This window comes from Vulcanisaeta distributa DSM 14429 (assembly GCF_000148385.1).
Classification (GTDB): Archaea; Thermoproteota; Thermoprotei; order Thermoproteales; family Thermocladiaceae; genus Vulcanisaeta; species Vulcanisaeta distributa.
On record NC_014537.1, the window covers coordinates 1,882,497 to 1,896,453 of the forward strand.

The window sequence follows — 13,957 nt, forward strand, 5'->3', positions numbered from 1 at the left end:
CCTAACTTAACTGCTTGATTGAGCCATTTGCTGAAGCATGTACTGTTCCATGCCTTGGGCAGCGGCCTGGGCGGTCGTCTGATTAGCGAAGTAGGCAGTTGCGTACTGGTGGAATGCCGGCCAGTAATACGCCATTGCGGGTATGTTGGGGAACTTCTGGCCGTACTGCGCCTGGGCGAATATGCCCTCCATAATGTCGTTGAGGCATGATGGCGTTAACTGCCCAGCCTTCAACTGACTAACCGCCTGGTTATAGGCCTGTATATTGGCTGGTATATCGTGCGCATAATTCCATAGGTTAAGGTCTGCCTGTGGTCCAGTCATGTACAGTATGAACACCAATGCAGCCTCCAACTGCTGAGGCGTGGCGCCACTTGCCTGTGGCGATGCAATCACCCAACCAGTACTACCTATCAGTGGGCTTGCATGTAGACCTGTCTGGCTAACCACGGGTAATGGTGCAGCACCAAGGTTACAACCAAGTGCCTTGAAGTACGTTCCCAAGTCCCATGGTCCATCAAATATTATGGCTGCTTGACCACTTGTGAATAACTGCCCCTCAAGGCTTGGGTTCATGTCTGGGGCATTTATGTGTAGGCCGTATGTTAGATTATACCAGAATTCTAAGGCATTAGCCATAGCGCTTGAATTGAGTTGTGGCATGTTGTTGGGGCCGAATATTTGCCCGCCAAAGCCAGCGAACCATGCGGCGAATCTATAACCCCACTCAGAGCCGACACCGTAGGCAATGCACCACACGTGGTACGTGCTATTGACCTGCAGGCACATGTTGATCAATTGGTCTGTGGTGTTTGGTGGTGATGTTATGTATTGCTTATTGTAGAACATGACTATGTAATTTATGTTGTCGGGTAAGCCGTAATAACCATGGGCGCTTGGTGTGTTTAAGTAGAAGTTCTGCGCAGCCGTTGGTAGGTACTGCTCGAATACTGACGGTGGCAGGTACTCACTTAGGTTTAGTAGTAGTCCGGCTGCGAATAGTTTTCCTGCATCATCACTCGTATCCCTATAGACGATAGGCGCTTGCCCAGCCTTTGCGGCTGATATGAAGTTGCTCGTTGCAATGCTGACACCGTAAGTTACCTCAACATGTATACATGGATATAACTGCTCAAAGGATGCCAATGAGGCATTAAATGCCTGATTCTCACTAACGCTGTATGTGTTCCACACGGTTATCGTTACGTTACCAACCTTAGAACAGAACGTTTGAGCAAAGCTGGGGCTGTATACATTTTGTGGTGTGAAGTCACTTATTGGTATTACGAAGCCTGGTGGTGTTGCTGGTTTTGGTGCGGAGGGTTTGTATAGGTAAACCACGGCCACGACCGCCGCTATTATGACTATCACTGCAACGACTATGCCTATTATAGCCCCTGTGGATAGTCCAAGCTTACTCATACGTATTTCAGGTATTATGAATAGGTTTAAAAGCATTACCGTGATTGATTTATATAATTCATGAATGCTCATAAATAAAAAAGGCAAAACTTAGATACTCATCTATATATTTATACCTAGGTATACCCATTAATAATGTAATTATTAACGACCATTAAGCACCAATAATCTTTGGCAAGTTATCTACCCTTAATAATGAAGTAATCACCACTTAAGACGCCACTACCATACCTCCTTGGTCTATTACTTAACCTAACCTCGAATTTATTATCATAATAAATCAATTCACTTGAGTTAACTATTATACGCCTAGGCATTAGGTTTAGTCCTGAAAGCCTTCTTACGAATTCATGAAGGGTATTGGGGCCGTTAACTCTTTTCCAATCCATACACCTCCTATTATCAGGGTCAGGACCTCCCTCAAGCATTACCTCATCACCGTAGTAAAGCATTGGGGTCCCAATCCAGGTGTATATGAATGCTAACGCCGCCTTAAACTTCTCAATGTCATTGTTAAGCATTGTTATTGCCCTTGGCGTATCGTGTGTATCCACAAAGAGCCAGGAGTTAATTAGGAAGTGCTTTGGTAATACGTTCAATTGTCTCTTAAGCACCTGGGCGAAATCCTCGGCGTTAATTTCATCACGAAGAAACTTAATTAACGGTTCCCAGACCTGGTAATTCATAACTCCATCAACCGCATTTCTCCATAGAAATGGATCACCCCAAACCTCGGCGATTAACGGCTTATTAATGAAGTTCCTTAGGTCCCACAAAAACCAGGGTGGTATGCCGGCGCCCACATCGATCCTAAAGGCATCAACACCCACCAACGCCCAATGAAGTACGATACCCTTAACCCACTCACCGGCGAACTTCATGTTAAGCTTAGGCATCCTCTTAACATCCATGAACTTCTCATAATCACCATTATAAATGTAGTACCAGTGAGAATACTTAGGGTCACCACTCAGAGCAGCCCTAAAGGCGGGGTGCTCAGAACCAGTGTGATGTATGGGTAAATCAAGTATAACCTTAATACCAAGTTCATGAGCTCTCCTTAGTAATTCCTTAAACGCATTATTACCGCCTAGATCATCATCGACATTAATGTAATCAACAACATCGTACCTATGGTAGGACATCGCCCTGAAAATTGGCGTTAAGTAAATCGCATCAAAGCCCATAGACCTAATATAACTGAGCTTGTCCGTAATGAAGGATAAGTCACCACCAAGCCTATCCCTAGGACCGCCCTTCCTCTTACACCCAAACCTATCAACGAAAATACCGTAAATCGCCCTGAACAACCTACGCCTATTCTCATGAACCCTCCTAATAGAACCACCGAGTTTAAGCACATTGAATCCATTTTCCGTAGGACCATCATCAAGAACCACCTCACCATCAACTAAGTACCTATAGTAATACTTACCCGGAGGTAATGAGATGTAAGCACAATAATCAGGACCACAAAACTCAAGTTCAATAGGCTTCATAAACGCCGTAAAACTACCGATAACAAAGGCGGCCCTCCTGGGCTGCTTATTCACTGAGAACCGAACGAAATAGAGATTACCGCTTTTAAATACGGTGATAGGCATTAACCAACCGCAAAAATACGAACTTAAATTAATTAACCCAAATGAAGAGTAACGAAATAAAGGCTTAAAAACCGACGTATTTTTAAGAACTCACGAGCCCCGGTAGTATAGCCCGGTCAAGTATGTGGGCCTTTCGAGCTTAGGCGAAGATAGCCCGTGACCCGGGTTCAAATCCCGGCCGGGGCACCAGATATTTCTATTCTCTTATCTCTTACTCATTTTCTTGTCCTGAGTTAAATTTTTATGCTGTGCATAATCCCCTGGATTTGTGAGGATTAAGGTTAAGTTTTTTGGTGATCTTTATGAGTTAGTTGGTGCATTTAGAATAGAACTTGAAACCCCAAACGGCCTTTCTATACGTGATCTTATTGATCTCATTTCCCATACGTTCAATCCTAAGTTTGCTGAGGCTGTGCTTGATGGTGATGGCAGGCTTAGGGGTGAGTACGTGGTCCTAGTTAATGGTAAAGCCATTGAGTGGCTTAATGGCCTTGCTACGAAACTTAACGATAATGATGAGGTAGTGTTTCTACCGCCCGCTGAGGGTGGTTGAGCTGTTGGTATGGGATAACTTATAAATTGGTATTAGTTCTTTTCACAGTAATGAGTTATACCCATTGGGTTGATAGGATAGCGAACCAAGTTCTTGAGAGGTGCCGTAGTGAGGGTAAGGATGAGTGCGTACTTAACGGCGGCTTAAGTGTTTCTGGGCTTCAACACATTGGTAGGCTTAGGGGTGAGATAATACTGAATAGCATCATCGCCGAGAAATTAAGGGATGCAGGATTAAGGGTTAAGCAGGTCCTGACTCTATACACGATGGATCCCTGGAAGGGTAAGGATAAGCAGCTTGAGCAGTTCCTGAATCCTGAGGTTGGTAGGAAGTACGTTGAATGGCCTCTCGAGCGCGTTCCTGACCCTAAGGGTTGCCATAAGTCCTGGGTTGATCATTACTGGAGGGACTTTGGTGATTACCTTGATTATTTTGCAAAGAATGTTGAGGTTATAACAACCGGCGAAATGTACAGGGAGCATCCCAGGATGAGGGAGTTTATAGTAATGACTATGAGGAATAGGGAGAAGTTAATTGAGGTCATTAATAAGTATAGGGGTAGGAACCCGTATCCAAAGGACTGGATACCCTTCGAACCGATATGCGAGAACTGTGGTAGGATTGGTACTGCGGAGGTCACGAAACTGGATTTGGATAAGTACGAGGTTGAGTATAGGTGCACGTATTGCGGCCATGTTGGTAGGGCTAAGTTAACTGATGGTAAGCTTCCATGGAGGGTTGAGTGGGTTGGTGTTTGGTACACGTTGCAGGTTGACTTTGAGCCTTACGGCAAAGATCATGCAATGCCCGGTGGTTCCAGGGACTCCGCAGTTGAGATCGCGAAGACCGTTTATGGTGTCAACCCACCATTGGGTACTTGGTATGAGTGGGTTGGTTATGTGGTTAATGGTAAGGACGTAGGCGATATGGGTAGCAGTGACTTCATAGGTTTTACACCGAGGGAGTGGGTTGAGGTTGCGGAGCCTGAGGTTCTTAGGTACATATACATATTCCATGAACCAACGAAGAGGCTTACCTTCAGTCTCGACTCTATCTATCAATACGTGGATATATATGATAGGGCTGAGCGCCTTTACTATGGCGTTGACAAGCCAAGCCCTAAGGAGAAGGATTACCTTGACCTAATTATCAAGTCCTACGAGTATGCACAACTAAGGAGACCATTGCCTAAGGAAATGCCCTTCCAATTACCATACCTACATGCCGTTGCACTTATCCAGACATTACCCCAATCACTGGGTGAGGAGGAACTTATGGAGAGAGTTATCAAGAGACTGAAGGAGACCAAGATACTCACTAAGGAATTGGACGATCTATCCCGTGAGAGGATTAAATCAAGGCTCATTAGGGCCCGTAATTGGGTCAATAAGTATGCACCTGAGACATATAGGATTAGGGTTCTTAATGAGTTACCTGATTCAATAAGGGCGTCATTAACAGACATCCAAAGGAGTAAACTGGGCTTGCTACTTCAGGAGCTTGAGAAGATTGATGTTTGGAATGAGGATAACATTAAGGAGGCGATGAAGAGGGTCCCCAGGGAAAATAAGGATGTTGAGAAGACATTCTTTGAGGCCACATACCTAATATTCTTTGGTAAGCCAAGCGGCCCAAGGATCGCGCCTTACCTGGCAATGCTTGGTAAGGATTTTGTCCTTAATAGGTTAAGGGATGCATTGAGGTGATTACTAATGTCTAAGCTATTAACAGCGGCCATAGTCCTTGCTGTGATTGTGTATGCCGTTTTATTATCGTCATTAGCCGGCACGTATTTACCCAGCAAGGGTAATTTTGCGCTTGAAATCACAGTACTCGTATTGGCACTGATTAGTTTCTTCGCATCATTTCTATCGATTAAGCAGACGTGGTATGACGTTAACACCGCATACACAGATAGGGAATTGATAATTGGGAAATTAAAGAGAATTCTAGCGTTTTTCTCACTGGGCCTGAATATTGTTAACATAATTCTGGTTTTCGCGTATGTGCTTATTGTGGTTATTTAAAATAATAAATTATCTTCATTTAAATTCAATTACTTCTTAATCAGAGCCCTCAATTGATTAAGCTCCTTATCCTTACTCTCAATGATCTTCATTAGCTCCTCCCTCTCCTTAAGTAACTGCTCGTATTTCTTACGTACGTCTTGGCACTCACTTTCAATCTTATTAATCTCCCTCATCTTACTCTCCAACTCCTCCCTCTCCCTATCAAGCTTCTCCCTTAACTCAACCAATGTATTCTCCCTAATAATTAACGCCCTCTGGTAATTCATTAACTCCCTCTCCTTATCAAGAAGTCTCTTCTCCCAATCCGTGAGCCTCTTCTCCTCTTCAACAAGTTTCGTTATTAACGGCTCAAGCTTATCCAAAAGCTCCCTCCTCCTCTTATTAATCTCCTCATCAAGCTTCTTCAGCGTGTCCTCCCTCTCCTTAAGCAGGTTCTCCAGAGAATTAAGCCTACCCTCTTTATCCTTAAGTTCAGCCTCTAGCTTATTCAGCATTTCCTGCCTCTCATTCAGCTTCCTCTCAAGCTCCTTAAGTTCAGCCTCCCTCCGCGCCAACTGCTCAAGTCTCTCCTTAATCTCCTGCTCCCTCTTCTCCAACTCCCTAAGCCTGGCATTCTCGGCGTCAATCCTTACAGCTTCCATCTCAAGTCTCTGCTCACGGGACTTCAACTCAACCTCCCAATCCCTAAGCTTAGCCTCCTTCTCATTAAGTGCCTTCTCCCTTTCAGCCAGGTCCTTCTCTCTATTATCAAGATCGCTAAGTCTCGCAGTTAATTGATTAGAGAGGGCTATAAGGGACGCCATCACACTGCTCATCTCAGCTAACTTGGCTTTCTCCTCCTCAAGTGCTTTCCTATCGCTCTCAAGTCTTTGCCTAAGCTCCTCAAGGCTCTTCTCCCTGATCGAAACATCACTCTCCCTCCTACTTATATCGAGTAACTTATTCTCCAGGTCCTTCTCCCTATTAAGGACCTCGTTATATACCTTGTTCAATTCTGCCAGCAAATTGCTTAACTTAGATACCTCTGAAACGAGGGTTGATGCCTTATCAACTCCGCTCTCAATTTTAGCATTTAGGTCCTTAACATTATTATTTATTGATTCAAGGGTTGTATTGACACTTACGAGGCTCTGTTGCATGTTGCTTGATAATCCCTGAAGTCTGTCTAGGAGGTTATTTATTTTCTCAAGTGCGTCAAATAGGGAGTCCATAAGCTTCTTACTTGTGTCGTTGAATTGATTAACGATGGTATTCATTTGGGCGACTCTACTGGCTATGTCTGTGGTTGATGAGTTTATGACCTTAATTGCGTCTTGCAACGTTTTATCGTTCCTCTCAATTCCGGCTGAAATGGCCTGAAGGTTCTTCTGCATTTGATTGGCGCTATTAATTAGTGCTTGAACGTTCTGCTGTAATGCCTGGAGTAAATTGCTTATGTCGTTAATCCTCTGGTAAAGCTCTGATGCCTCCTTAGACCTGAACACGGTACGTATTTTAAATAGGGGAACTAATATATTTTGCTTTTATTATTCTAAATGGAATTGAATGTAATGAGAAACAACATAAAACTAAGTCTTGCCAGAACCCTTACCCAGGACATCCAAAATAACTGACTTAAGTCCCTCAATCATCTCAGAACTTTTTCTATACTCAGAGATCAACCTAATACCCTGCTCCTCAATTAATTTCTGAAGCTCATTAAGCCGTGTCGCAACATTGGATAATTGATTCGTGATCTCAACAACCTGGTTAACGTCAAGAGCTCTATACTCCCTCAAATCCATCGTGGTCTTCGCTAATAAATCCACGGCATTCTCAATCTTACTTTGCAAGGATGATACTGAATCCCTATACGCAATTAGCGAAGCCTCAATCCTCGTCAACTCCCTTAATGTGTTAGATAACATGCCCACTAACTCAGCCATACTCTGCGGAGTTATGCCGCTGACTAATTCCTGAGCCTTAATTAAACTAGATAGGGATTTTTCAATTTCATTAACCCTACCCTCCAAGCTCTCAACCCTAGTACTTAGATCTGCCAGGTTCCTGGATAATTGATCAACTTTACTATTCAAGTTCATCAACTCCCTAAGAATCCTAGCTATTGGATCCTCACGTGGAGGTGGGGGTGGCGCTGGGTAATAACCCATTGTAAATAAACCAATGCATTAATTACTTAAATATTTATCTTGTGATTACCAATTAATGACGTACATATCCCCAAGGGCAAAAATACTAAGTAAAAACGTGAGCAGGAACGTAGTAGTGCTGGGTCCCACAGTAATTAATGAGGGTACGATAGTGGAACCCCTCGTTATTATAGGTCACCCAATAAGGTCGAAGCTCCTGAGCGTGAGAGATAAGGGTTCAGTCATTGAGCAGTTAATGGATGATGTCAGTAGTGGCGCAGTAATTGGTAGAAACTGTATAATTAGGAGTAATGTCATCATTTATGAGAATGTGGAGATAGGCGATGGCGTTGAGACAGGGCATAACGCGTTAATTAGGGAGAATACGAGGGTTGGTGCGAATACTAGGATTGGGTCTGGGGTTATAATTGATGGGGACACGGTAATCGGAAGTAACGTTAGTATACAGAGTATGGTCTACATACCGAGGGGTACGGTCATTGAGGATAACGTATTCCTGGGACCCAATGTCGTGATAACAAATGATAAATACCCACCGAGTAGGAGACTTGATGGCGTTAAGATTAGGAGGAACGCCGTTATTGGCGCCAACGCAACCCTGATAGCGGGCATTGAGGTTGGGGAGAACGCTGTGGTTGCGGCTGGCGCTGTCGTGACCAGGGACGTACCACCGGGGGAGGTCGTTGCCGGTGTGCCCGCCAGGCCCATCTACAGCGTCGATGTTTTTATTAAAAAGAGGATTGAGTATGAAAGATCAGAGGCCCCTTAACGTTCTCCTAAGGTTTCTAGCCATCTCCTCAAATCTGGCAATATCCTGCTTAGACAGTGATGGTGGAACGACCTTAAGGGCCTCTTCAAAATGCTCAATACCGACAGGCTTAACCTGGTTAGTATTACTCCTAATGGTTTCTCTCAAAGCCAGCATCGCGGCTTCCCTAACCAATGCCGCTAAATCAGCCCCTGTGTATCCCTCGGTCCTTCTGGCCAGGTCTCTGAGGTACTTATAGTTTCCATCCTTAACATCATCAGCGAGCTTTAAGCCCCTAATGTGGACCTTAAGTATCTCAAACCTGGCATTCGCATCGGGTGGTGGTACGTAAACAATCCTATCGAACCTACCTGGCCTTAATAAGGCTGGGTCTATTATATCGGCTCTATTCGTCGCCGCAATAACCACGACATTCTTCAATGGTGCGATACCGTCCATTTCGGCTAATAATTGATTAACAATCCTATCAGTGGCCCCACTATCAACCCTCAAGCCCCTTGCTGGTGCTATTGCGTCTATTTCGTCGAAGAATATTACGCATGGTGCTGCCATTCTTGCTTTTTTGAATATTTCCCTGATTGCTCTCTCGCTTTCTCCGAACCACTTGCTCAGTATTTCAGGACCACGAACAGCAATAAAATTCGCATTACTCTCCGTAGCCACAGCCTTAGCCAAAAGAGTCTTACCAGTACCAGGAGGACCAAACAACAAAATACCCTTAGGAGGCTCAACACCGAGCTCCTCAAAGTACCTTGGGTACTTAAGTGGCCATTCAACCATTTCCTTAAGCTCTTGCTTCACGTTCTCGTAACCACCAATATCATCCCAGTGAACCTCAGGAACCTCAACAATGACTTCCCTAAGCACCGTTGGTTGTATGTACTTCATGGCCTCTAGGAAGTCCCTCATCCTAATCCTAATCCTGGCCAACTGCTCAGGCGGTATCTGTGGTTGATCCAAATCAATCTCCTTAGTAACGTCTATAGCCTCCCTAAGCCTTATCATCGCGGCCTCCTTAACTAATGCCGCTAGGTCAGCCCCCGTATAGCCGTGAGTCATCTCCGCAATCTCATCAATATTCACAACATCACTTGGATCGCATATCTTCTCCTTAACATCATCCTCAGTACACAGCGGCACATTCCTTGTGTGCACCTGGAGTATCTCCTTTCTCGCATTCTTATCGGGCATGCTTATGTATATCTCTCTGTCGAATCTTCCTGGTCTTCTTAGTGCTGGGTCTACGGCTTCTGGTCTGTTGGTTGCTCCTATTACGATTACCTGGCCCCTCTCCTGCAAACCATCCATTAATGTGAGTAGCTGGGCAACAACGCGCTTCTCAACTTCTCCAGTTACTTCTTCCCTCTTTGGTGCTATTGCATCAATCTCATCAATAAAGATAATGGCAGGAGCATTCTTCTTAGCCTCCTCAAAAATCTCCCTCAACTTAGCCTCAGACTCACCATAATACTTACTCATTATTTCAGGGCCGTTAATCGATATGAAGTAGGCATTGGCCTCTGAAGCCACGGCTTTTGCCAGGAGGGTTTTACCAGTGCCCGGCGGGCCAATTAAGAGAACACCCTTGGGAGGCTCAATACCAAGGTGTTTAAAGATCTCGGGGTGTCTCAACGGTAACTCTATCAATTCTCTAATCTTCCTCTTCGCCTCCTCCAGATCACCAATGTCCTCCCAGGTAACCCTCGGCATTGTTAACTCCATCTCCCTGACAGGCTCCTCCCTAACCTGAACCTCGGTATCAATACCAACATACGCAGCAGGCCCAGGTGTTACGCTCGTTACCATGAACCTAATGGAGCCCGTGTAATACGGTATCTCTATGATCGAGCCCTTCCAAACAGGCTTACCAAGCAGGTAAGCCCTCTTGAGATAATCAGGGTCAACCCTAATGTACTCACCAACAGGCGCTATCGTGACCCTCTGCGCAGACCTTAGGTTAGCCTTCCTAACCTTAACAACATCACCAATACTAACACCGGCATTCTGCCTTAAAACACCATCCATCCTTATGTAGTCCTTATCCTCATCATCAGTGTAGGCAGGCCATACCTGAGCATAGGCACTGCGCTTATTACCAACTATCTCAACATACTCCCCAGGCTCAATACCAAGCACCCTCATGTACCGCTGGGGAATCCTAACAATGAGCCTACCAACATCCCTCGTCCTAGCCTCCGCAACCCTAAGACTAACCTCATTATTAGAACCCATGACTAATCCTCACTGCTTAATCCTCAACTCAGCTTATATAATTATCTTCACCTTGCTAACTCACTAAGCCAATACCATGCGTTTACTAATAAGTTCAATTTCACAGACTTAACTTATACCTAACTTAAATTATTGCACGGCACGCATTAATCTAACAAAATATTTCGTGCTCATTAGCGATCATCCTGAGGACCTTATTAATCATTTAAAAATTAAATTACCGATGTGTATTGCTCAGGATCTAAAAATCGCATGTGTTAAAATTGATGAGGATTTAATTAGGAAAAACAGATTGTGCTGGGGTGAAAGGGATAATTCTAAGTATAAGTGCGGTGGGGAGATCAATGATCTAAAGACGATTAATGAGGTTATTATAATACTTATTGAAGTTCTTTACCGTTTATTACGTTGGCGAGTATGGATACCGTGATGGTTAGATAAGGAGAAAATCAAAATATTCAATAGTAAGGATAGAATTAAGACAATAAACGATAAGGTAGCTAAGGTGATTGATGACATTCTTAATGAGATGTTAAAGTACTTATATCAATATGATGATTATTGGATTAAGAATAGAGTATCCAATGAATTAAGAAGGATCATTGAAGATTTATTAAATGGCAGGGCTGAAGTAATTGTTAGGAGGACGGAAAGCTCATTAATAATCGCGGTACGTGGAAGCCACGTCACCTTAGAAATTATTAGGAATAGGGATGTTATAGTCCAAATACTTAATGATTTCCCAGGCACAACAATGAGGATACCAGATGTCTTCAAGGAGTTTGTGAAAAATAGGAATAGATACGAAGAACTCGCCAAAATGCTCCTTGCAGCAAAGCTGGGTCTTGCTAATACAGATGAGGGAGAAAATAAGGATAAACCCAGAATGAGGACAACACGCCTATGGCAAGCAGTATTTTGGGCACTTCTTTATCCAGGAGATGTATACATAAGTATAAAATCGATCAATGTAAACGTTGAAGACGTAACAATAACGTGGTCTTTCACGGCTAACAACCACGTATCATATAAAGAAAATGCACTTAAGATCGCTAAAGACCTTGATGAAAAGACGTTATTGATCTTTCTATTAACGAGCATACTGGGTGACGGCTATGCGAATGCGTATTTAAGGAGAAGCAGGTTAAGGGCGAGGATAGAGATTACGGTAAATGCAGCAAGCTAGAAGAAAAGTTAGAGGAATGGAAAGCAATACTCGAGAAATTAAGTAAATCATTAAATATTAAATACAATATTAAATAGTAAGAACAACATTGCAAATATATCGTTTTACGACAGCCATGCCGTTAAATTAGCAAGGGCTATATTAGATGCTGTACCACCCATTCTAGGAGAGGTCCTGGACGCATTAGAAGGTGATAAGTGGTTGGGTATAAAGAAGATCTCTAACGTAGAGTTTAAGTATATCCGTGGTGAGTCACAGGTTGAAATATATGGCGAGAGATTCACGATAGACTATAATAACCTAAGACTCGTACTTTCAACGAAGAATTCCATTAAGGCATTAAGGATTTATGAGAAGTTAAGGAATATATACGAAAAAGTCTCCATAAGGCAGAGGAAGGGATACATGATTGTGAGCATCCCATTCAAGGCCATAGTTAAGAATGATGAATTACGAAATGCAATACGTAGGGTACTTTGCAGCAAACTTAAGAAGACTAAGAATGAGAAGACAAAAGCGAAGATAATACATGCATTAATGAAGTTATCATCATCAGAGGAAATTGACTGTGAACCCTAAATTTTAAAAGGACATAAAGCAATACAGTCTGTGGGTAAGGTAGGCATTGTTGGGTGGGGTGTCTACATACCAAGGTTCAGAATAAGCACAAAGGAAATCGCTAGGGTATGGGGTGATGACCCGCTTAGGATTAAGGATCTTTACTGGGTTGAGGAGAGGAGTGTTGGTGGTCCTGATGAGGATGCGGTTACGATGGCGGTGGAGGCCTCGAGAAATGCGTTGAGGAGGGCGGGTATTGATCCTAGGGAGTTGGGTTCGGTATTTGTTGGTACTGAGTCGAAGCCGTATGCCGTTAAGCCCATAGCCTCAATATTAATTGAGGCTCTTGGGATGAGGAAGCAGTCGTTCGCTGTTGACATGGAATTCGCATGTAAGGCTGGCTCAGACGCCATAGTGAATGCCATGGGTCTTGTTAAGAGCGGGCTAATTAAGTATGGACTTGCCGTTGGCGTTGACCATAGTCATGGAGAGCCAGGGGAACACCTCGATTACACGGTATCTGGCGGCGCTGCCGCATACGTCATAGGGTCCGATGGTATCGTCGCCGAGATTGAGCATGTATACGCATACAACTCAGACACACCCGACTTCTGGCGTAGGGATGGCATACCGTACGCAGTACACGGTGAGTCATTCACGGGCGAGCCTGCGTATTTTAGGCATATTGTGAATGCGGCGAAGGCGCTTATGGAGGCTACGGGACTTAAACCAAGTGACTTTGACTATGCTGTATTTCATCAACCAAACGCCAGATTCCCGGTGAGGGTTGCTCAAATGCTTGGTATACCCCTTGATAAGGTAAAGCTTGGTATCGTGGTTGATAGGATTGGTAATACGTACAATGGTGCAGTATTGATAGGGCTCGCGAACATACTTGAGAATGCAAAGCCAGGCTCTAGGATATTGATGGTCTCCTTCGGTAGTGGTGCTGGGTCGAATGCCTTCAGCCTAATCACCACGGACTTATTACCCGAGAAGGTGGGTAGGGCGAGGACCGTTAGTTATTACCTTGAGAATAAGGCATACATAGACTATGCACTTTACTTGAGATTCAGGAACTTGATTAAGGTGATTCAGTAATATCGATTTGTCGGCCTCTTAATCTTTAAAAATAAACAGTTAAAAAACAACGCAATGCCTCGCAAACAGACTGTTCGAATCGTGGAGAGGAAAAAGGAGATACTGGAATTATTAATTAAGGAGGGTGAGTTACCCACCAACGAGATTGTCAAGAAGACGAACCTAAGCCACAGCCAAGTCTTTTATGCATTAAAGCTCCTCCAGAGGGATGGGTTGATTAGGGAGATTAAGAGAGGTAAGGTGGCCTATTGGAAGGCTGCGGATAATGCCCAGGAGGCCCTTAAGGCACTCGAACAGGAGGTTAAGGAGGAGGTCATGGAGGGCGAGGAGTCGGCAGGGGAGACTTAGGCTT

The 13,957-nt window shown here is 44.0% G+C and carries 13 protein-coding genes and 1 tRNA gene; 9 read left to right on the forward strand and 5 right to left on the reverse strand.

What is annotated here, in order from left to right; genetic code table 11:
• Positions 1–6 precede the first annotated feature (6 nt).
• Both VDIS_RS09835 and VDIS_RS09840 read right to left on the reverse strand, forming a co-directional pair.
• On the reverse strand, positions 7–1,422 hold the full coding sequence (locus tag VDIS_RS09835) for an extracellular solute-binding protein (protein WP_148678315.1): 1,416 nt from the start codon (positions 1,420–1,422) through the stop codon (positions 7–9).
• 179 nt (positions 1,423–1,601) lie between these two features.
• Entirely contained in the window at positions 1,602–2,975 is a 1,374-nt protein-coding gene (locus VDIS_RS09840; protein ID WP_245522506.1) for an alpha-amylase family glycosyl hydrolase, read from the reverse strand.
• A 147-nt stretch (positions 2,976–3,122) separates the two neighbouring features.
• On the opposite strand from VDIS_RS09840, the gene VDIS_RS09845 reads away from it, so the two are divergent.
• The 4 genes from VDIS_RS09845 to VDIS_RS09860 all read left to right on the forward strand — a co-directional run bounded on the left by VDIS_RS09845 (position 3,123) and on the right by VDIS_RS09860 (position 5,606).
• Positions 3,123–3,215: transfer RNA gene (locus VDIS_RS09845), tRNA-Glu, on the forward strand.
• 79 nt (positions 3,216–3,294) lie between these two features.
• A complete protein-coding gene (locus tag VDIS_RS09850) occupies positions 3,295–3,579 on the forward strand; it encodes a MoaD/ThiS family protein (protein WP_013337098.1) in 285 nt (94 codons plus the stop codon).
• A gap of 50 nt (positions 3,580–3,629) precedes the next feature.
• Positions 3,630–5,285 carry a lysine--tRNA ligase gene (lysS, locus tag VDIS_RS09855; protein WP_013337099.1) on the forward strand — a complete coding sequence of 552 codons (1,656 nt, stop codon included), beginning with the start codon at positions 3,630–3,632 and terminating at the stop codon, positions 5,283–5,285.
• Between the two features lie 6 nt (positions 5,286–5,291).
• Positions 5,292–5,606 carry a hypothetical protein gene (locus VDIS_RS09860; protein WP_013337100.1) on the forward strand — a complete coding sequence of 105 codons (315 nt, stop codon included), beginning with the start codon at positions 5,292–5,294 and terminating at the stop codon, positions 5,604–5,606.
• A 29-nt stretch (positions 5,607–5,635) separates the two neighbouring features.
• Here VDIS_RS09860 and VDIS_RS09865 read toward each other — a convergent pair whose 3' ends face one another.
• A complete protein-coding gene (locus VDIS_RS09865; protein ID WP_013337101.1) occupies positions 5,636–7,093 on the reverse strand; it encodes a chromosome segregation ATPase in 1,458 nt (485 codons plus the stop codon).
• A gap of 84 nt (positions 7,094–7,177) precedes the next feature.
• A complete protein-coding gene (locus VDIS_RS09870) occupies positions 7,178–7,759 on the reverse strand; it encodes a hypothetical protein (protein ID WP_013337102.1) in 582 nt (193 codons plus the stop codon).
• 55 nt (positions 7,760–7,814) lie between these two features.
• On the opposite strand from VDIS_RS09870, the gene VDIS_RS09875 reads away from it, so the two are divergent.
• The gene (locus VDIS_RS09875; protein WP_013337103.1) at positions 7,815–8,528 is read left to right on the forward strand and encodes an N-acetyltransferase; all 714 of its coding nucleotides are present in this window, start codon (positions 7,815–7,817) and stop codon (positions 8,526–8,528) included.
• On the opposite strand, the gene VDIS_RS09880 is transcribed toward VDIS_RS09875, so the two are convergent.
• On the reverse strand, positions 8,514–10,760 hold the full coding sequence (locus VDIS_RS09880; protein WP_013337104.1) for a CDC48 family AAA ATPase: 2,247 nt from the start codon (positions 10,758–10,760) through the stop codon (positions 8,514–8,516). The genes VDIS_RS09875 and VDIS_RS09880 overlap by 15 nt on opposite strands.
• A 505-nt stretch (positions 10,761–11,265) precedes the next feature.
• Between VDIS_RS09880 and VDIS_RS09890 the strand changes: the two genes are divergently transcribed.
• The 4 genes from VDIS_RS09890 to VDIS_RS09905 all read left to right on the forward strand — a co-directional run bounded on the left by VDIS_RS09890 (position 11,266) and on the right by VDIS_RS09905 (position 13,953).
• Positions 11,266–11,946 (forward strand): hypothetical protein, encoded by a 681-nt coding sequence (locus VDIS_RS09890; protein WP_013337106.1) that lies wholly within the window; start codon positions 11,266–11,268, stop codon positions 11,944–11,946.
• 201 nt (positions 11,947–12,147) lie between these two features.
• Positions 12,148–12,525 (forward strand): hypothetical protein, encoded by a 378-nt coding sequence (locus VDIS_RS09895; RefSeq protein WP_013337107.1) that lies wholly within the window; start codon positions 12,148–12,150, stop codon positions 12,523–12,525.
• 30 nt (positions 12,526–12,555) lie between these two features.
• Entirely contained in the window at positions 12,556–13,605 is a 1,050-nt protein-coding gene (locus VDIS_RS09900; RefSeq protein ID WP_013337108.1) for a hydroxymethylglutaryl-CoA synthase, read from the forward strand.
• Between the two features lie 54 nt (positions 13,606–13,659).
• Positions 13,660–13,953 (forward strand): winged helix-turn-helix transcriptional regulator, encoded by a 294-nt coding sequence (locus VDIS_RS09905; RefSeq protein ID WP_013337109.1) that lies wholly within the window; start codon positions 13,660–13,662, stop codon positions 13,951–13,953.
• Positions 13,954–13,957: the final 4 nt, after the last annotated feature.

Coding starts and splice junctions, on each gene's coding strand:
- VDIS_RS09835 (WP_148678315.1), bottom strand. CDS start 1,422: ATGAGTAAGCTTGGACTATCCACAGGGGCTATAATAGGCATAGTCGTT.
- lysS (WP_013337099.1), top strand. CDS start 3,630: ATGAGTTATACCCATTGGGTTGATAGGATAGCGAACCAAGTTCTTGAG.
- VDIS_RS09860 (WP_013337100.1), top strand. CDS start 5,292: ATGTCTAAGCTATTAACAGCGGCCATAGTCCTTGCTGTGATTGTGTAT.
- VDIS_RS09870 (WP_013337102.1), bottom strand. CDS start 7,759: ATGGGTTATTACCCAGCGCCACCCCCACCTCCACGTGAGGATCCAATA.
- VDIS_RS09875 (WP_013337103.1), top strand. CDS start 7,815: ATGACGTACATATCCCCAAGGGCAAAAATACTAAGTAAAAACGTGAGC.
- VDIS_RS09880 (WP_013337104.1), bottom strand. CDS start 10,760: ATGGGTTCTAATAATGAGGTTAGTCTTAGGGTTGCGGAGGCTAGGACG.
- VDIS_RS09905 (WP_013337109.1), top strand. CDS start 13,660: ATGCCTCGCAAACAGACTGTTCGAATCGTGGAGAGGAAAAAGGAGATA.